Annotated in this window: 19 protein-coding genes; 7 read left to right on the top strand and 12 right to left on the bottom strand. The window is 54.4% G+C overall.

The window, feature by feature from the left end; genetic code table 11:
• Position 1: 1 nt before the first annotated feature.
• Entirely contained in the window at positions 2-1105 is a 1104-nt protein-coding gene (locus tag R1T41_RS12720) for an HlyD family secretion protein (RefSeq protein ID WP_317337345.1), read from the bottom strand.
• 94 nt (positions 1106-1199) lie between these two features.
• On the opposite strand from R1T41_RS12720, the gene R1T41_RS12715 reads away from it, so the two are divergent.
• Positions 1200-1859 carry a TetR/AcrR family transcriptional regulator gene (locus R1T41_RS12715; protein WP_062960995.1) on the top strand — a complete coding sequence of 220 codons (660 nt, stop codon included), beginning with the start codon at positions 1200-1202 and terminating at the stop codon, positions 1857-1859.
• Positions 1860-1885: 26 nt separating this feature from the next.
• On the opposite strand, the gene R1T41_RS12710 is transcribed toward R1T41_RS12715, so the two are convergent.
• Positions 1886-2056 (bottom strand): hypothetical protein, encoded by a 171-nt coding sequence (locus R1T41_RS12710; protein ID WP_317337344.1) that lies wholly within the window; start codon positions 2054-2056, stop codon positions 1886-1888.
• A 408-nt stretch (positions 2057-2464) separates the two neighbouring features.
• On the opposite strand from R1T41_RS12710, the gene R1T41_RS12705 reads away from it, so the two are divergent.
• A complete protein-coding gene (locus tag R1T41_RS12705; RefSeq protein WP_062960996.1) occupies positions 2465-3679 on the top strand; it encodes an NADP-dependent isocitrate dehydrogenase in 1215 nt (404 codons plus the stop codon).
• A gap of 99 nt (positions 3680-3778) precedes the next feature.
• Here the strand turns inward: R1T41_RS12705 and R1T41_RS12700 are convergent, their stop codons facing one another.
• The 5 genes from R1T41_RS12700 to R1T41_RS12680 all read right to left on the bottom strand — a co-directional run bounded on the left by R1T41_RS12700 (position 3779) and on the right by R1T41_RS12680 (position 9403).
• A complete protein-coding gene (locus R1T41_RS12700; protein WP_317337343.1) occupies positions 3779-4528 on the bottom strand; it encodes a transporter substrate-binding domain-containing protein in 750 nt (249 codons plus the stop codon).
• Between the two features lie 179 nt (positions 4529-4707).
• The gene (locus R1T41_RS12695; RefSeq protein WP_317337342.1) at positions 4708-5574 is read right to left on the bottom strand and encodes a pirin family protein; all 867 of its coding nucleotides are present in this window, start codon (positions 5572-5574) and stop codon (positions 4708-4710) included.
• 194 nt (positions 5575-5768) lie between these two features.
• The gene (gene wrbA, locus R1T41_RS12690; protein ID WP_062953006.1) at positions 5769-6371 is read right to left on the bottom strand and encodes an NAD(P)H:quinone oxidoreductase; all 603 of its coding nucleotides are present in this window, start codon (positions 6369-6371) and stop codon (positions 5769-5771) included.
• Positions 6372-6532: 161 nt separating this feature from the next.
• Complete coding sequence (glpQ, locus tag R1T41_RS12685; RefSeq protein WP_317337341.1) at positions 6533-7585, bottom strand: glycerophosphodiester phosphodiesterase; 1053 nt, start codon at positions 7583-7585, stop codon at positions 6533-6535.
• Between the two features lie 144 nt (positions 7586-7729).
• Complete coding sequence (locus R1T41_RS12680; RefSeq protein ID WP_317337340.1) at positions 7730-9403, bottom strand: M20/M25/M40 family metallo-hydrolase; 1674 nt, start codon at positions 9401-9403, stop codon at positions 7730-7732.
• A 137-nt stretch (positions 9404-9540) separates the two neighbouring features.
• On the opposite strand from R1T41_RS12680, the gene R1T41_RS12675 reads away from it, so the two are divergent.
• Entirely contained in the window at positions 9541-9957 is a 417-nt protein-coding gene (locus R1T41_RS12675) for an Lrp/AsnC family transcriptional regulator (RefSeq protein ID WP_062952838.1), read from the top strand.
• A 16-nt stretch (positions 9958-9973) separates the two neighbouring features.
• On the opposite strand, the gene R1T41_RS12670 is transcribed toward R1T41_RS12675, so the two are convergent.
• Entirely contained in the window at positions 9974-11161 is a 1188-nt protein-coding gene (locus R1T41_RS12670; protein WP_317337339.1) for a VWA domain-containing protein, read from the bottom strand.
• Between the two features lie 6 nt (positions 11162-11167).
• On the bottom strand, positions 11168-12013 hold the full coding sequence (locus tag R1T41_RS12665) for an AAA family ATPase (RefSeq protein WP_209221403.1): 846 nt from the start codon (positions 12011-12013) through the stop codon (positions 11168-11170).
• Positions 12014-12242: 229 nt separating this feature from the next.
• Between R1T41_RS12665 and R1T41_RS12660 the strand changes: the two genes are divergently transcribed.
• From R1T41_RS12660 to R1T41_RS12650, 3 genes are all read left to right on the top strand, one after another.
• Positions 12243-13223: a helix-turn-helix transcriptional regulator gene (locus R1T41_RS12660; RefSeq protein WP_317337337.1), complete on the top strand. Its 981-nt coding sequence runs from the start codon at positions 12243-12245 to the stop codon at positions 13221-13223.
• A 148-nt stretch (positions 13224-13371) separates the two neighbouring features.
• The gene (locus tag R1T41_RS12655) at positions 13372-14214 is read left to right on the top strand and encodes a tetratricopeptide repeat protein (RefSeq protein ID WP_317337336.1); all 843 of its coding nucleotides are present in this window, start codon (positions 13372-13374) and stop codon (positions 14212-14214) included.
• 159 nt (positions 14215-14373) lie between these two features.
• Positions 14374-15090 (top strand): hypothetical protein, encoded by a 717-nt coding sequence (locus R1T41_RS12650; RefSeq protein WP_317337334.1) that lies wholly within the window; start codon positions 14374-14376, stop codon positions 15088-15090.
• A 130-nt stretch (positions 15091-15220) separates the two neighbouring features.
• On the opposite strand, the gene R1T41_RS12645 is transcribed toward R1T41_RS12650, so the two are convergent.
• On the bottom strand, positions 15221-16471 hold the full coding sequence (locus R1T41_RS12645) for an MFS transporter (RefSeq protein WP_317337332.1): 1251 nt from the start codon (positions 16469-16471) through the stop codon (positions 15221-15223).
• Positions 16472-16531: 60 nt separating this feature from the next.
• Positions 16532-17272 (bottom strand): TetR/AcrR family transcriptional regulator, encoded by a 741-nt coding sequence (locus R1T41_RS12640; protein WP_051682259.1) that lies wholly within the window; start codon positions 17270-17272, stop codon positions 16532-16534.
• A 243-nt stretch (positions 17273-17515) separates the two neighbouring features.
• Between R1T41_RS12640 and R1T41_RS12635 the strand changes: the two genes are divergently transcribed.
• Entirely contained in the window at positions 17516-18868 is a 1353-nt protein-coding gene (locus R1T41_RS12635) for a DUF2254 domain-containing protein (protein ID WP_317337330.1), read from the top strand.
• Here R1T41_RS12635 and R1T41_RS12630 read toward each other — a convergent pair.
• Positions 18853-19098 carry a DUF2798 domain-containing protein gene (locus R1T41_RS12630; RefSeq protein WP_062952845.1) on the bottom strand — a complete coding sequence of 82 codons (246 nt, stop codon included), beginning with the start codon at positions 19096-19098 and terminating at the stop codon, positions 18853-18855. The two genes, R1T41_RS12635 and R1T41_RS12630, sit on opposite strands and share 16 nt — an antisense overlap.
• Positions 19099-19121: the final 23 nt, after the last annotated feature.

The raw sequence follows: 19121 nt of genomic DNA, 5'->3' as shown, positions 1-19121 counted from the left end.
TTCAGTTACGCTCCGACAGTTCCGGTGCCGGTGTTACGACACTCGCAAGGCCGGTACCCGAGGCATGTTCTGCCCCATCGTCATCGCGGACATCGACATTGACAACAACCGACAGACCGGGACGCAGGGCCTTGGCAAGGTCGCTGTTATCAAGGGCGATACGCACCGGGACGCGCTGGGTGATTTTGGTGAAGTTGCCGGTGGCATTTTCAGGCGGCAGCAAACTGAACTGCGCGCCGGTGGCCGGGGCAAAGCTCTCAACCCGGCCGGTGATATCGGCATCAGGAAAGGCATCAACTTCGATCCGGACCTTCTGGCCCGGTGCCATATGGCCGATCTGGGTTTCCTTGAAATTCGCCACAACATAAACGCCGGGCAACGGTACAAGCACCAGCAACTGTTCACCCGGCTGGACCAGTGCGCCGGTCTGAACCGACCGGTTGCCGATCACGCCGTCAAAGGGGGCATAGATACGGGTATCGTCAAGAGCCTGCTGGGCGATATCGCGCGATGCTTCGGCCTGCGACACAGCACGTTCGGCTTCGACCTTTTGGGCACGCAGAACACCGATCCTGCCCTGCTCGACTGCAAGCGTCGCATTGGCGGCGGCAACCTGTGCCTGTGCAGTCTGACGGTCGGCCTTGGCGTAATCGAATTTCTGGCGGCTGGCCGCACCCTTTTTCACCAGATCCTCGTAACGCGCGTAATCCTCGGAGGTGCGATCAAGTTCGACTTTGGCGATGCGCAGGTTGGCTTTAGCCTGATCGATGGCCGCCATCTGCAGGGTGATCTGTTCGTCCATGGTCTGAACCGCGGCACGGCGCGCCTCAAGTGCTGCCTCTGCCTGTTTCAGTTCGGCACGATAATCTTCGTCCTTGATGGACAACATCAGTTCGCCCTTGCGGACGGGCTGGTTTTCCGCAACCCGAAGATCGCCGACATAGCCCGAAACCTTGGGCGAAATCGCGACTTCATCGGCCTGCAGATAGGCATTGTCGGTGGATTCGTGGAACTGACCTTCGGTCACCCAATAGAACCCGTAATAACCGCCGCCACCGATAATCGCCGCAGCGATCAGGGGCAGTATGACTTTTTTCACACTCATCGTCCGTTTGATCCTTTTGGTATTGATCAGTACCATTTGATCCCTTATGGTACCAATCAGTACCATACGTCAAGTGCAGAATTGGAACAGTTGCTTGTCCGAGACGCGAAATATCGACCCAAGAACCCTGAAACGCCGCGAAGCGCTTATCGATGCGGCCCGTGAACTTTTCTGTGAGCACGGCCTTTCGGGCACGACACTTGAAATGATCACCGCCGAGGCAGGCGGGTCACGCCGGACAATTTACGAGCTGTTTGGCAATAAGGACGGCGTGTTCGAAGCGGTGATTCGCGATTGCACGGGACGTGTGGTTGCGGTCATGGCCGATCTGGAATTGTCGCAAATGCCGTTGCGCGCCGCCCTGATCCGTTTTGGCGAAACACTGATGACACTTCTGACGACACCGGAAACCATCCGCTATATGCGACTGTTCCTGTCAGAAGTTCCGCGTTTCCCGCATCTGGGCAAGGTGTTTTATGAAAGCGGCCTGATGACCGGACGCCGGATCATCACATCCTATTTCGAACGCCAGATGGAAGAAGGCAATTTCCCGAAGAGCGACCCAAAACAGGCGGCCGTGTTTTTCACAAGCCTGCTTAAGGCCGATTACGATTTCCGGCAAATGACCTATGTCGGCTGGGAACCGCATGCAAAGGATTTGCATAGCCATGTGATTGCCGCGGTCGATATGTTCCTACGTGGATATGGCATTGATCCGGCAACCGTCGACCAGAAAGCCCCGGTGCAGGCATAAGTCTGCCGCACCGGAGGTTCCCCGGCTCAGAACATGATCAGCAGACGATAGGCAATCGGTCCCATCATCGTGGTCACCCCGATCCAGACAAGGGCAAGCCCCCATCCGCGGTCGCGGAAGCTGTATCCAACGCCCAGAAGGCAAAATCCGACAATACACAACGCGATGATGATATTGCTTTCATAAGGCAGGTTCATGGTATCCCCCATGCTGTTCCGGTTTGGCGATGCCGGAGTCTTCCCCCTTGAACCCGACAAATGCGAGTTTGACCCATTCCATAACCGTTTTCTTTGATCAGGATCATACCGCCTTACATGACATACCCCTTGCCCGTGTTTTGCATATTAATTCAGGCAATGGTGTAAATATCGGACAAACCAGCGTTTTTCCGGGTCATCTCGTAACCGGTCAAAGCGCAAAAACCCGCCAGTTTCCGCCTTGCGCGAAAGTCTTAACAAGGATGTTGCGCCGCCCTCTTTGATTTTCTGATTTCATCCTGTATGTTGCGGGCTCCCGACGCGGCCAGGGCGCTCCCTCGCGCGCCGGATGACATGTCAAATGGCAGCCGCGCTGTATCCTGGCCGCGGCCAGAAAGGGAGTATTCCATGAGCAAGATTCAAGTGAAGAATCCCGTCGTCGAGCTCGACGGCGACGAAATGACCCGGATCATCTGGGACTTCATTAAAACCAAACTGATCCTGCCGTATCTCGACATTGATCTTAAATATTACGATCTGTCGGTTCAGAAACGCGACGAGACCAACGACCAGATCACCATTGATGCGGCAAATGCCATCAAGGAACATCGCGTTGGCGTAAAATGTGCGACCATCACGCCTGATGAACAGCGCGTCGAGGAATTCGGCCTGAAGAAAATGTGGAAGTCGCCGAATGGCACCATCCGCAACATCATCGGCGGTACCGTTTTCCGCCAGCCGATCATCTGCTCGAACGTTCCGCGTCTGGTTCCGGGTTGGACGCAGCCGATCGTTATCGGTCGTCATGCCTTTGGTGACCAGTACCGTGCGACCGACTTCAAGGTTCCGGGTGCAGGCAAACTGACCATCAAGTTCCAGCCGGCAGACGGTGGTGAGCCGATCGAACACGAAGTCTTTGACTTCCCGTCTTCGGGCGTTGCCATGTCGATGTACAACCTTGATGAAAGCATCATCGGGTTTGCACGCGCCTGCATGAACTATGGCCTTGCTCTTGGCTGGCCGGTTTACCTGTCGACCAAGAACACGATCATGAAAGCCTATGACGGCCGCTTCAAGGATCTGTTCGAGGAAGTCTTCCAGAACGAATTTGCCGATAAGTTCAAAGCAGCCGGCATCACTTATGAACACCGCCTGATCGACGACATGGTTGCATGCGCGATGAAGTGGAATGGTGGTTTCGTCTGGGCTTGTAAAAACTATGACGGCGACGTTCAATCCGACACCGTCGCACAGGGCTTTGGCTCACTCGGTCTGATGACCTCGGTTCTGATGACGCCGGATGGGCAGACCGTTGAAGCAGAAGCAGCACACGGCACCGTTACCCGCCACTATCGTCAGCACCAGCAGGGCAAAGAAACCTCGACCAACCCGATTGCGTCGATCTTTGCCTGGACGCAGGGCCTGAAATACCGTGGCGAGTTCGATGATACGCCGGAAGTCGTGAAATTTGCCGAAACCCTTGAAAAAGTCTGCGTCGACACGGTCGAAGCTGGCTTCATGACCAAGGATCTGGCACTGCTGATCGGTCCGAACCAGAAATGGCTGACCACCACGCAGTTCCTCGACAAACTTGACGAAGGCTTGAAAGTTGCCATGGGCTGATTGCCCGGCATTTTGCCAGAATGATGAAATCCCGCCGGTGCAAACTGGCGGGGTTTTGTTTTGCCTGCAACCGCGTGGAAAACACACGGTTTTGATGCCTCAATACTGCGCGCGGCTTAGCAACACGGCCAGTTCGCCGCTTTCGTCCAGTTCCCTGAGGGCTGTGTTGAAATCTTGCATGATTTTGCCTGCCCTGGGATGGTTCAGGCCGATCACGAAATGCAATGGCATGGTCGACAGCGGCTCGTCGATATGGCCGAAATGACCCAGTTCCAACCCGGCGGCCCGCATGGAATCGCGTGCTTCCGAGCGCGGGGCCACGACAATATCGACCCGCCCGGCTCCCAGAAGTTTGAAACAGGTGCGCATATCGGGCGGTGCATGGCGGGTTGCCCGCCCGGTTGCAAGCATCTGGCTTGTCCTGCCCAGTTCGGCATACCCCAGCGGCAGGCAAAGTGCCGCACCATTCAAATCATCGATGGTTTCAAAATTCTGGCGAGATTTCGCATACCAGCCAAACGCTGACAGGCTGGCAACCGGTTCGGAGAACAAGACCGAGCGCGCCCGGAACGGGGTATAAGCATAAGGGAAAGTGCCTTCAACCTCGCCCCTTACCGTCATGTCATAGCCCTGACGCCAGGACCGCCAGATAATTTCAGCATGATCATATCCGGCAATCTCGAATGCGCGGCGGACAATCTCGGTCATGATACCGCCATCGGGCAGATCACGACCGGTAAAGGGGGCAAAGTAATCCCCGGTCACGATCCGGACATGATCGGCTTTTGCCTGCGTCGCCATCATCAGCGACGCGGTCAACACCAGCATCATGACCCATTGTTTTTTCATTCCCGACCCACTCCGCAGGGCATTACTGCCCCCTGCATCTTATAGGTTAGGGGCGCAGGTATTTCTTTCAAGCCACGTAAGCTATTGAAATGCCCATGCCACAGTATCGACGGATGCCCGTAAAAGAAAAACCCCGCCAAAAGTTTGACGGGGTTTTGAGAATTTCATGAAGATATTTTTCAGGAAACAGCCGCCGCACGGACAAAACGGCCACGCTGGTAATCGTCAAAGGCCTGCATCAGTTCCTGTTTGCTGCTCATGACGAACGGGCCATAGCGAACAACCGGTTCGTGCAACGGACGGGCCGCGATCACAAGCATCCGGCCGCCTTCGGGACCGCCTTTAAGCGTGATGCTATCACCATCTTCCAGCACGGCCAGATGATGCGTGGTGACAGCCTGATCGGCGACAATTGCGTCCCCGATAAAGACATAAACCATCGCGGCATGGCCTTTGGGCACCGGCAGGGTTACCTCGCGACCAGCCGCCAGTTTGGCATCTATAAAGACCGGCTTGGTAGCAATGCCATTAACCGGGCCGGTTTTACCCATGAATTCACCCGCAACAAGCCGCAGATCAACACCGTCTTCGGGGCTGAGTTCGGCGACGTCGCTACCTTCGATATTCTGGTAACGCGGGGTGACCATTTTATCCTTGGCCGGAAGATTGATCCAAAGCTGAAAACCCTGCAAAAGACCGTTTTCCTGTTCCGGACTTTCGGAATGCAAAATCCCGCTGCCTGCGGTCATCCATTGCACACCACCCGAACGCAGGACACCTTCATTGCCCATGCTGTCCTTGTGGCGCATGGCACCTTCGACCATGTAGGTCACGGTTTCAAAGCCACGATGCGGATGCTCGGGGAAACCGGCAATATATTCGTCGGCATTGTCGGTCGAAATTGAATCGAGCATCAAAAACGGATCAAGCATATCGAGCTGCGGCGATCCAACCGATCGTTTAAGCGACACACCAGCCCCATCGGATGTATCCATCGCGCGAAGTACGCGGGCAACGCCACGCGGGGTTTTACCCTGTTCAGACATCGGGTCCTCCTGTCAGCAACCGGAAATGCGTTCGGCTGCGATCCGTGAAACTTTCATACCCCTCAATCTGGCAGAAAACTGTCGCGAAACAATGATCAATCAGGCATCTGATTGTTTCCGCATTCACCCCAATCTGGTCAACAAAAAGGCCACGCAGACCTATCTGCGCGGCCTTTCATCAATACTGTAATCCGTCAAACGGCCAGTTTGGCAGCCAGCTCTGCGACGTGTTTTCCCTGGAATTTGGCGATATCAAGCTCATTCTGCGATGGCTGACGCGAACCGTCGGCACCGGCCAGTGTTGTTGCACCATAGGGCGAACCGCCGGTGATTTCGTCCATATTGGTCAATCCCGCACAGCTGTATGGTACGCCAACGATGACCATGCCATGATGCAGAAGCGTAGTATGGGTCGAGGTGATGGTGGTTTCCTGACCGCCGTGCTGGGTTCCGGTCGAGGCAAAGACCGAACCGATCTTGCCGATCAATGCGCCCTTGGCCCAAAGGCCGCCGGTCTGATCAAGGAAGTTGCGCATCTGGGCCGACATATTGCCAAAGCGGGTCGGCACGCCAAAGATGATCGCATCATATTCTGGAAGATCCGAAACCGCAGCAACCGGCGCAACCTGATCGAGCTTCGCACCCGCAGCCTTGGCGACATCTTCGGGCATGATTTCGGGCACACGTTTGACATCGACATGTGTACCCGCCACACCACGCGCACCTTCGGCCACCGCGTTCGCCATGGTTTCGATATGCCCGTACATTGAATAATAAAGAACCAGAACCTTGGCCAATTTTGCCTCCTTGATTAAAAAAACTGTCGCCTCCAGCATGCGACAATTGCCGCCTTACGAAAACGATCACATTGGAAACAGTCTATTTCGCCCCGTCTGTCCGGGTCAGAACGCATACTGCCCCGAAACTGTTCCGGGGCAGAGGTATTTGATCCTTCCGGTCAGTCCTGTTGCGGTCTTGCCGCCAGATATTCGACAACCTGATCGGGAAAGTCGGTAAAGATGCCATCAATCCCGGCATCATCAAAAATCGCCTTAAGCGCGATATCCATATCACCCGCCCATTTCGGCAACTGATCCGCGCGCAGGGTATAGGGATGGACTTTCAACTGCGCGCGCTGGGCTGCGATCAGGGTTGGCGTCATGATCGCCTTGCCATCCGCACTAAGACCTTCGATGACCTGCGGCAGCCACGGGCCGATACCATCGACGACGCTTGCCATTTCCGCGACACCGTCATCGGTTTTCAGATAATCGTAATCCGTGCCTTCGGGCGCACCCCATTTGTTTTCACCCAGCAACTGAACCAGCTTGCCCTGATATTTCAGATCATTCCGAATACGCTTGGTTTCAGCCCAGTCAAAGCACTGGACAAAGGAATTGGATTCCGGAGTGCCATATCCCCAATGCTCCATGATCTTGATGACCACAGCGGTCACATCCTGCCCTTCGGCCTTGTGCCAAGCCGGGTCCTTGATTTCAGGATAAATGCCAACATCGCGCCCGGTTGATTTGTTAAGCCCCCGGATCATGGCGATTTCTTCTTCCAGTGTGGGAATTTTAAAAATCGCATATTCGCCGGGGAAGCGATCCGGATATACCTGCTCGCCGGTATCGGCTTTGAACCGTTCGGTAACATTCAGGCTTTTGAGTTCTTCAAGCGTGAAGTCGATGGCGTAATACCGACCATCTTCACGTTTGCGGTCGGGGAATTTCTTGGCAACGTCGGTCGTGGTATCGATATGGATGTCATGCAGGACAACCGGCACACCGTCCTTGGACATCACCACGTCCTGCTCGATGAAATCCGCCCCCATGCCATAGGCAAGCGCCTTTGCCGGAAGGGTATGTTCGGGCAGGTAGCCCGATGCCCCGCGATGGGCGATCACAACCCGTTCAAGGGTACTGTCCTGTGCTATTGCCGGTGTGATCGACAAAGGCAGAATGGCAAGCGCCGTTCCCAGAATAGCCGCACGGGCAGATTTCATCAGCATCCCATAACTCCTTATTTCCGCATAAGTTTTGCCCAGCATAGTGACGAAACGATGCGGCAGGAACAAGGCAGAAGGCGAGAGCGCAAAGTTTCTTGAAACTGTTACGCCTGTTCGCCTTCCATGGATTGCTTTGAAACGGGTTGTTCAGCCCAAAAGCTCGCCCGCGATTTCGGCCAGAAAATCGGGTAGCACACAATAGGCATAGGGCGCATAAAGCCGTTCATGACGTTGATGATATTCCCTGCCCCACGGGCCGATATTGACCACCGGATAGGTCAGGGCATTGTCAACCGGACGATCCACCAGTTCGGCTATCGGGGTGCTGGCAGCGATGATTTCGGTATCGCCTGCATCGGTTGTATGGCCGAAAAAGCTCATATCCGATATACCCATGAAATAACCACGGTCACAAATTTGCGTTTCGTGACGGCCCTCTATCGTGGTGCGGGCCCGGCCAATCGCATCCAAAAACTCCCGGTCCATATCCTTTGCCGTATCGACATGCACGGCCGGGTAATGCAGACCGGCCATTCCGGTTACCACTGCGGGGCCACGCAGATGCGCCTCGGCCAGCATGGCACGCACCAGAACGCGGGTGCGGTTCAGCGGATTGTTATCCCGTGCCGTTTCAAGGGCGACCGCCTCAATCCGGTCAAGCGCATCGCTGCCCCCGGATGCAAAGGCCATGTCTCGCAATTGGGCAACCGTTACCATGCGCAAGGGCGGCAAAGCTGCCGGGGCGGCTTGCCCGTTGGCTTTGGCATAACGGGCTGCATTACCTGTGAACCGTTCAAGCGCTCGGTTTCCGGCATCCTCTACGATGTCGGTGAAATCGTCCATCAGTTCAGCACAGCTTTTCCCCATCACCAGCCAGTTAAACGCCATCCAGACATGTTCGGGCGTGGTGACTTCGTAAATATCGCGTACATCCCGGGCCTCAAGACAGACCGGGGGTGGTGCGGTTTCACGCATACCACGATCACACAGTTCGCTGTTGGCTTCGGTCGCCTGCATGATTTCCGACGCGATGGCATGGGCTGAAATGCCGTCAAACGGATAACCGACATGGGTTGGCAAACCGGCAACAAGGGCAAAGGGCAAAAGCTTTCCGACCGAGCCATGGAAAATTGCGCGCCCGATCTCGCCATTGCCGGTATCGCTGCTGGCATCCAGATTGACCCCACCGATAATGTCTAGGCTCCAGCGTGCGATCAGGTCCGGCAACGCGTTACGCAGGCTGCGCATGCCGCATGAATTGCGTTCTTCATCAGGGGTCAGACACAGGACGACATTGCCTTGCCGATCTGGTTGCTGGCTGAAATGTTCCAGAAACGCGATGCCCGCCGCGTCACCGCTTTTCATATCAAGCAACCCGCGCCCCGGGATGAAATCGCCGGTCTGAAAATCGCGAAGGGCAAGTGCCTCGGCATCGCTAAGATTTTCCCGGCTCGAAAGATCGTCAATCAGGGCCTCACACAGTGCATCAGGCTCAAAAGCCAGATGTTTCAGGTCGTGATAATTTTCAATCGAAACCACATCAAAATGCCCGGCCATTGCCATTGTCTTGCGCCCGGTTCCCCGCACCAGTGCGACAACGCTTTTGGCCATGCGGCTGCCACCCGCGACAAGGTGACTATCGATCACCGCGATATTGTCGGGATTGTCCTGAAAATAGGGAATTTCGCGCAGGATATCGACGATCAGGCCGGTGATATCGGCTTCCCCGGCACTGCCGGTGACACTGCCAAAACGGGTCAGACGGTCGGCGATTTCAGCGGTGCGGACGTAAGGGGTCCATTGATCTTCCGGCATGGTCATTTATTTGCTCCCTGATGACATGGCAGCAGGATAAGCTTTGCCGAAATCAGTTAAAATCCCAGTTTGATACAATTTTCGATTGGAAATTGATGCTTTCATCAGGATAATTGACAAGATCGTCAAATCAGGATGAAATCATGGATGATCTTGACCGTCGCCTCCTTGCCGAACTTCGCGTCAATGCGCGTGCTTCCGTCCCGAAACTGGCACAACTTCTGGGGGTGGCGGCCGGGACGGTTAAAACCCGTATGGACCGCCTGATCGATCAGGGCGTGATTGCCGGATTTACCGTGCGCCTGCGCGACGATGCCGCCGATGGCACCATCCGGGGCGTGATGATGATCGAGCTATCGGGGAAGAATGTGAAAACGCTGGTCGCGAGCCTGCGGAAAAATCTTGGCTTTGCCGCCCTTCACACCACCAATGGCGAATGGGACCTGATCGCGGAAATTCAGGTCCCTGCTCTTTCGGATTTTCATCAGGTGGTCACGACCGTACGCGCCATGGAAGGCATCGCCAAAACCGAAAGCTATCTGTTTCTCGGACCTGCCTGATCTATCAGACCGGTGCCTAGCGGTTCAGTTCCCCCGTCATCCGATCAAGCCCCTCAAGCGTCAGCGGATACATCCGCCCGTCCATCAGCTTGTGCATGATCTGGATCGAGCCGTGATACTGCCACCAGTTTTCCGCCTGCGGATTGATCCAGGCGGCATGTTCGAAATGATCCAGCAAACGTTGCATCCATACCGCCCCGGCTTCCTGATTCCAGTGTTCGACCGAACCACCGGGATAGGTGATTTCATAGGGGCTCATGGTGGCATCACCGACAATCACCAGCTTGTAATCCGCACCATAGGTCCGGATCACATCCCATGTTGAAACCTGATCGGTACGGCGGCGCGCATTATCCTTCCACAGCCCTTCATAGGGGCAATTGTGGAAGTAATAATATTCAAGATGCTTGAATTCGGTTTTGACTGCGGAAAACAGTTCCTCGCAGACCTTGATATGGTCATCCATCGACCCGCCGATATCAAACAGCATTAGGACCTTGACCGCATTATGCCGTTCAGGCCGCATCTGCACATCAAGCCATCCCTGTCGGGCGGTTGATGTAATGGTGCCGGGCAGATCAAGTTCATCGGCTGCCCCGGTCCGGGCCCACTTGCGCAAACGCCGCAGGGCCACCTTGATATTGCGAGTGCCGATTTCGACACTGTCATCAAGGTTCTTGAACTCGCGTTTATCCCAAACCTTGACCGCACGGCGATGGCGGGATTTATCCTGCCCGATCCGCACCCCTTCGGGGTTATAGCCATAGGCCCCAAAGGGCGATGTCCCGGCAGTACCAATCCATTTATTGCCGCCCTGATGGCGGCCCTTTTGTTCCTCAAGCCGCTGTTTGAGGGTTTCCATCAGCTTTTCCCAACCGCCCAGCGCCTCGATCTCGGCCTTTTCCTCGTCGGTCAGGAATTTTTCAGCAAGCTTGTGCAGCCATTCTTCGGGAATGTCGGCCTCGACAACTTCGTCGATGCCGTCAGCCAGATCAATCACACCCTTGAAATGGGTGCCAAAGACCTGATCGAACCGATCAAGATGGCGTTCGTCTTTCACCAGTGCTGCGCGTGCCAGGTAATAGAAATCCTCGACTGCATAGTTCGCAAGCCCCTTTTCGACAGCCTCCAGCAGCGTCAGATATTCGCGCAAACTGACCGGAACGCGGGCCTCTTTCAGCTTAAAGAAAAAGCCGGTGAACATGATGCTCTAACGCCCTTCTCGCCGCGCCATGAAGGCAAGACGTTCAAACAGATGGACGTCCTGCTCGTTTTTCAAAAGCGCCCCATGAAGTGGCGGCACGGCCGTTTTGGCGTCCTTGGCCCGCAATGCTTCGGGCGGCAGGTCCTCGGCCATCAGAAGCTTCAGCCAATCAAGCAGTTCGGAGGTAGACGGTTTTTTCTTAAGCCCACCAACTTCGCGCATGTCATAAAACAGGTTCAATGCCTCCGACACCAGACGTTTCTGGATATCGGGGAAATGGACAGCAACGATTTCGGCCATGGTTTCCGTATCCGGGAAGCGGATGTAATGGAAGAAACACCGGCGCAGGAACGCGTCGGGCAGTTCCTTTTCATTGTTCGATGTGATGATCACGATCGGGCGGTTGGCGGCCTTGATGGTTTCCTGTGTTTCGTAAACAAAGAATTCCATCCGGTCGAGTTCCTGAAGCAAGTCGTTGGGGAACTCGATATCGGCCTTGTCGATTTCATCGATCAGCAGAACCGGCGCGCTTTCATCCTCGAACGCTTCCCAAAGCTTGCCCTTGACGATGTAATTGGCGATATCGTGCACACGCGCATCACCCAACTGACTGTCACGCAGACGCGAAACCGCGTCATATTCATACAGCCCCTGCTGCGCACGCGTGGTTGATTTGATCGACCATGTAATCAGTTTCTTGCCAAGTGATTTTGCAATTTCCTCGGCCAGAACGGTCTTGCCGGTTCCTGGTTCGCCCTTGACCAGAAGCGGCCGCTGCAAGGTGATTGCGGCATTGACCGCCACCATCAGATCCTCGGTCGCGACGTAATTTTCCGTACCCTGAAATTTCATTTTGCCCTGCAACATAAGTTGACGTTTACGTTAACCTAGGATGTTGCCGCTCGCAGGGCAAGGGACGAGTTCACGAGCCGCCCGGTTCAACGAGCTTGTGCCGTTACAGCCAATAGCTTACCATCATTGAAAATCATAAAAATTCCAAACTGTTATAAAGTTCTGGTGCCCGGGGGAGTTACAAAGCTTGCGCCATTGCAATTTTGCAATGCGTCATGGGGACGCTTGTGTGACATATCTTGAGAATCATCAGGTTTTATCATCACGTGATCTGAACGAGACACGTGCCCTTTTGGCTGATCTGAATTCCATTGATTCACTGGACCTGATCGAACGACCTGCATTTTTCGATGTCGCGGTTCGGGTGACTGCCTTGGGCGATTTGCAGGTTTTGCATTCGTCCTTTGGCGATTGCCGCATCCAGCTTCGGACACCAGAAAGCGATAATGATGCACTGTTCATGATCATCCCGACCGAAGGTGGCGGCACGGTCCAGCATCAGGGGCGGGATTACACGATTTCGACCAGACGCGGACTGATCCGCGACATGCGCATGCCCCTTTTCGCGGACGAAGACCGGTTTGCCTGCTTTGGCGTCCGGTTGCCAAAAGATATTCTCTCCAAACATTGCCGGATGCTTTTGGGCAATGATGGCTCAGCCACGGATCCAGGCTTTGAAATCAGCCTTGATCTGGCCTCCGCACCGGGTCGGCATGTATGCAATACCCTGAATTACATCGCACAGGCCCTTGATGGTCCTCTGCTCAATTCCGACAATTCCATTGTTCTGAGCGGTCTTCAGGATTTGCTTTTGACAAATATCCTGATGATGCTTCCGAATTCCTGTTCGGAACTTCTGCATGGGCAAACGAAATCCAACGCGGTTCCGCACTATGTGAAACGGGCACGCGATTACATCCACGCCCACGCCCATACACCGATCACACTTGAAACTCTGGTACAGCATGCGGATTGCGGTTATCGGACGTTACAAACGGCCTTTAATGCCGCCTATGGCATATCGCCGATGGCGTATCTAAAATCGGTGCGCCTAAGCCATGCCTATAAAGACCTTCTTGACAGCGAGGATGGGGCAAGCGTTGCCGAAATCGCGATGAAATGGGGCTTTGCCCATGCCGGACGCTTTTCGCAAAGCTATGCAAGGCAGTTCGGTGTTCTACCGTCTGAAACCCTGCGCAAGCGACACTAATTTGTGATCTCCGCCTGCCGTCGCGGGCAGGTTTGACTTTCTGCAGATCGGGGGTGGAAATGATTGCCCCACCGCCTATAATCCCATCGAAATTCGATAAATTTGATGTTCCGGGCAACGGAATAACACCAAGGTTGGGAGAATTTGCATGACCACTATGTCCTTTGCTGATATGGGGCTTGCCGCGCTTAAACGCCGCCAATATGACGCTGCGATCAATATGTTGCGCCAGGCACTTGGCGAGGATGAGGATAATCTTGAAGCGCGGTTCGGGTTGGCCCGCGCCCTTCATGAAAGAGGTTCACTAACCGAAGCACTTGGTGAATACCGTACTGTGCTGCAATCTGATGGAGGCCACGAAGAATGCCTGCATCACATTGCACGCGCGCTGCTTGAAAACGGGGATGCCCGTTCGGCACTTAACCATGTCGATATCGTTTTGCGTCATCATCCGACCGATCCCGATTTGCTGATTTTACGCGGACAGGCCCTTCTGGAACTTGAGCAGCCCGAATATGCGTTAAGCGCCTTTCAGAACGCCGCCCATCACCAGCCGGGCAATGCCAATATCCACCGGCTGATCGCAACAGCACATCGCGCCAATGACGATATCGAAAGCGAACGCCGCGCAATCGAGCAGCTTTTGCAGATCGATCCCCCATCAATGGTGGCTTCGAACGATCTGGGCGTTATCAATTTGCGCGAAGGGCATCTGATTGCAGCCTTTGAAGCGTTCGAGCTAATCCTGAGCCATGATCCTGAAAATGCCGAAGCCGCCCTTAACCGCGCTATCACCTTGACCGTGATGGGGGATATGGACGACAAGGCAATCTGGGACCGGGTCATGGAAATCAGTGCCGATCTCGACGGGATCGAGGAAACCCGCGCGCTTGCCGATAACCTTGCTAAACTACCGGACAAGGACCGCAAAACCAGCGAAAAGGCGACCAAACTGATTGCCCGCGCGGCCCATGCACCGATTGATATATAACTCTAAAGCTGTCGTTTAGATTGGCAGCTTATGGCTGCCTCTTGAAACGTGCGCAAGGAATGCTCCCTCCTCTTTTGCATAAGTTACGCTCTTATGGATAGTTCCCCCTTTAATTACAATGCACTAGAACAGAATCAGGACGTTTAAAAGGGGAACACTATGATCAAGAAACTGGTCGCATTGACCACCTTGGTGCTACTTGCCGGGTGCGTTACCGCAACAAGCCAATTCGAAGAAGAAATGCCGATCGGCACTGTTGTTACAGGCACGGTTAATGCACCACAGGGTGATGTAATGCTGCCACCTGGCAACTGGACCGTTGTTGGTAAAACGGTTTCGCGCAACAACAATTACCATGCTTTTGGTCATGTCGTTCTGGCACGCATAGACGAGCAGAAACGCCTTGATGGTTTGGTAATGTATATGACCGCACTGGAGACAGGTATGGGCTATGCCTTCTATTCGACGGCATATTGCGAACCTCACGAAAGTACGATCTATTCTCAGCAGACAGCCAATCAGGAACTTGCCAACCAGCAATGCTTCTTTATTGAAGACTGGACACTTAATACGTCAGCCAAGTCTGACCCGGACGTTTTGCAGGCAGAAGCATATTTCAAAGAACACGGCATTAAAAAGCCAAGCACGATGCTTTTCACGAACTACCGTATCGCCCGCCGCAACAAGCTTTTGATTGTTCAATATGGCTTTAATTATCGCCAAACCGGTGATGAAATGCTGCCGGGATACCAGCCTGCTTCGGTCGAGAAATATGACCGACCTTTTGGCACCGGTACCTGGAAAGAAAATCTTGAAACCGTGCTTGCATGGTCAAAAGAAAAAGAAGACCTGATTGCGACCACTTTTCTGGACTAGGTTCTTTATGGAAGGCCAAAAGCCCCCAAAATTCTGTCGGGGGCTTTTTAGCATTGATTGTATCAGCATGAATGCGACCGCTCCTAAAACAGACCGTCGCGCAAAAACGTTAAGTTACGTTCCACGTAACTCAGGCCGCCGGAACGTCGGCTGCGGTTTGACGAATGCGCAACCAGCCCAGAATGCCGATCACGCATAGCATTGCGGCGATAAAGCCAAGGAAGAAAGGCGCATAACTGGCGATCCCGGCCAGCACACCGCCAATCAGAACGGCTGCGGCTTCGGCAAGAACGTGGGCAGAACGATAAACGCCAAGCGCCTGCCCCTGCTCATGTGATCCGGCTGCGTTGGAAATAAACAGGCTGGTCGTCACCTCGCACCAGGCAATACCGAATGCCGCCAGACACATGGGCACAAATATCCACACCAGCCCATCGGGGATCAGGAACGTGATCAGGCCGATCCCCAAAAACAGATGGCCAAGAGTTCCGACACCGATCAGGCCGCAAATCTTCTGCGCACGATCAACCGTCAATCCGGCAAGGATCAGCGGGATCGAAATGATTGCCGAACACATGCCAAGGAAGCTGCTGGTGACGTCGTAATTCTGCACCAGATAGACCCCGAAAAAGGCAAAGAAGATATAAACCGCGATATAGCTGAAGAACGAAATCACATAACCCGGCAAAAGGTCGGGGTCCTTGATCGTCGCCCAGACCGTGCGGGTAGCGGGTGGCGTCATACCCTTTGGCGTGCCGCGACGGCGCGCATATTCAGGAATGCGCAGGATTACGAATACCACCAGCAGGTTAAAGGCATACATACCAGCGGCAAAATAGAACGGCCAGGAAACGTTAAAGGACGGATGAATGGTCGGGTCGGAGAAAAAGCCGCCCATCAGCGGGCCGATGATCCAGCCGACATTGATCGCGACCGTGATCAGACCAAAATTGCGCACCTTGGTTTCCGGACGGCTGATATCCGATGCAATCGATTGGGCAATCGCCATATTGCCCTCGCACAGGCCCGACACAAAACGTCCAATCAAAACCAACGGCAAATTTGCAGTCGCCACCCCATAGGCGGTCACCAGATAGCCAAGGGCCGCACCGGTCAGCGACGCCATCAGAACTGGACGGCGGCCAAGCTTGTCCGATACCCGCCCCAGCCACGGTGCACCGATAAACTGCCCGATGGGATAAAGCGCCATGGCGACACCCAAAAGTATCGTGCGGTATTCTGTGGGCACCGAGGGATCAAGAAAACCCAGTTCGGGTTTCAGAAACATCGGGCTGAAAACAGGATAAGGCAGGCTGAACCCGGCAAAACCGAACAGCACGGTCAAAAAGACCGCGGACATGGTTTTGGTTTCCTGGGACATGGGGCGAATACTCCGTGGGGCATTTTGGTGGCGGTGGTTAATTGATAGCGTCGCCAGTGGCTATTTCAGATCGGCATAGCGGGCGGCAAGGTCGCGCACGATCTGGCGGGCGTCATCGACATGCCATCCCGCCCCGGCCAAAAGATCGGCCAGACTGTCGCAGAAGATGTCAATCGCATTGCTGCGCAATTCAGTGCCGTAATGGCGGTCGGTTATTTCTGAAAGGGCCAGGGCATTCATGCCAAATGAAAGCCCCCAACTGCCAAGATTGAGGTTGCGGGTCTGCGCGATCACATCGCCCGATACCCCCAGTTCATTGGCAGCATCGGACAGGAAGCTTTGGAACATTTCGGTGATACGTCCGATCCCGGCGAGCTGGCTTTGATGGTGCGACGGGGTTGCGCGCTGCCAGATCGAAGGGGCCAGAGCGAGATATTCGGCCTCAAACCATTGCGGGTGATCAATGGAAAAGCGGATATCAAGCAGGCTTGCGACAATGAACTTTTCCATCGCACTGCCGTCATGAGCACGGGCATAATCGAAAAACCCGGCGCGTTTTTGCCCCGCCAGAATCGCAAGCCCAAGCAGCAAGTCCTCCTTGCTGGCGAAATGGGCATAAAGTGTACCAACCGAAATATCGCAGGCGCGGGCCAGATCAGACATCTTCAGTTCGAAAAACCCGTATTCCGCAATCAGCTCGCCCGCGCGTTCAAGGATCAGTTCCTCGCGCTGCTGACGTTTTTCAATGCGGTTTGGCCGCTGTCTCAGCGGTTGCTTTTCCGGGTCGTTCGGGGCTGCCATATCCCTGCCTTTTCAATAAATGACGAAAAATCGAATTTGGTTCATTTTTTAACGCCAAACAATCGCGAATTTTGCATGGGTGGCATTCATCCGAACACTCAACGGATGCACCCAAACGCAGAAAACAGGGAACCGGCTTTAACCTTATACGTTTAACACTGGATCGCTGTCCCGGTTTCGGCTTTGCCAACGGGCGGCATTTGTCGCCACGCAAAGCACACGGCAAGAACAGGACCGCAGTAAATGTTTCACCGATTTATCCGGATATGGGAATTTCTTGGTCACAGCTTGTGGTTTATTCCGCTGCTTTATGCGATTGGCGGTGCCACTGTTGCCTTACTGGCAATTCGCCTCCCGGGCGAGGACATGATTGCCAGCCTGCCGGATTTCTGGCCGCGTTTCGGAACAGTTCAAACGGTACAGGACCTGACATCGACCCTTCTTGCCACTCTTGTGACCATGACCACCTTTGCCCTGTCCGTAACCATGGTGGTTCTGACACTTGCCGCCGGATCACTGGGCCCTCGCACCATTCGCAATTTTATGGGTGATCCCAAAACACAAAATGCACTGGGAAGCTTTGTCGGATCCATTCTGTTTCTGATCACGGCCCTTGTCATCATGGGGGGCCAGGGCAAGGAGGATCAGGTCCCGCAAATTGCCGCCATAACCGGGATTATCCTTTTTGTCGTAAGCCTGTTTGTCCTGATTCTGTTTGTGCATCATCTGGGTCGATCCATTGTGGCGGATCAGGTCATCCAGAAAGTCGGCGGAAATCTGGAAGAAACGATTGCATCGTCGCTGGAAACGCTTTCAAAACCAATCGACCATGCAGCAGAAGCCGGATGCACCCTGCCTGATGCGGGAACAATCAACCCCGACAGAGCCATCAAGGCCGCAAAATCTGGTTATGTGCAGGGCATCGACTATGAAGGTTTGCTGGAGGTTGCGACCAAGGCAGACATTCATATCGCCCTGACAATCCATGCTGGACAGCATGTAATTGCCGAGGACATCATCGGAGAAATCAGCATAAATGCCGCCAATGCAACAGACGACATCGGCGAATACCGGAATTTCATTTCCGAACAGATACTGATTGGCAATCAGCGCACCGCGATGCTTGATATCGAGTTCGCCCTGCGCCAACTGGTCGAGGTCGCCCTGCGCGCATTGTCACCGGGCATCAATGACCCGTTTACCGCAATTGCGGTGATTTATCGTCTGGGCCGGGCCATGCCGCAGGCGATGAATTTTCATTCCCCGTTGGGCCTTTGGCGGGACGAGCAAGGACAGGAACGGATATGTGCCCATCTTTCGGATTTCGGCGAGATGCTGGACGCGGCATTTAACCAGATCCGACAATCGGCAAGCACCAAGCCCTATGTATTGTTGCCCATGGCAGAAGTTCTTGAAAGCCTGGCCGGACTGGCCAAAACAGCCAAACAGCAGGACACCCTGCGCGATCATGCACGCCTTATCGGACGGACGGCCGCGCGAAACATTGCCGAGGCGGCTGATCGCAGGGCGGTTGAACGTGCCGTCAACCGTGTCCTGCGACAGCAACAGGCCAAAGACGATTATTCAGCGGCCTGAACACGTGAATGGCGGGTCAGGTTATTTGCGATGCGCGTCACCGTGCCGCCACTAATAAGAACCAGCGAAAAGGCAATAGGCCAGGCAATGACAAATGCCCGCCCCCAGCGCAGCAGAAATTCGGGGTCGATACCAGTATTGATCAGTGTCACCAGCCCGGTCATCAGGGTCGACAGCCAGATCGACATCAGACCGGAAAATACAAAACGATAAAAACGTGCCGGAAGCATGTGAGGCTCCTTTGATTTGGTTC

The sequence above is a fragment of the Thalassospira lucentensis genome, from assembly GCF_032921865.1.
GTDB classification, from domain to species: domain Bacteria; phylum Pseudomonadota; class Alphaproteobacteria; order Rhodospirillales; family Thalassospiraceae; genus Thalassospira; species Thalassospira lucentensis_A.
This window is presented reverse-complemented; position numbering and strand designations above follow the sequence as displayed.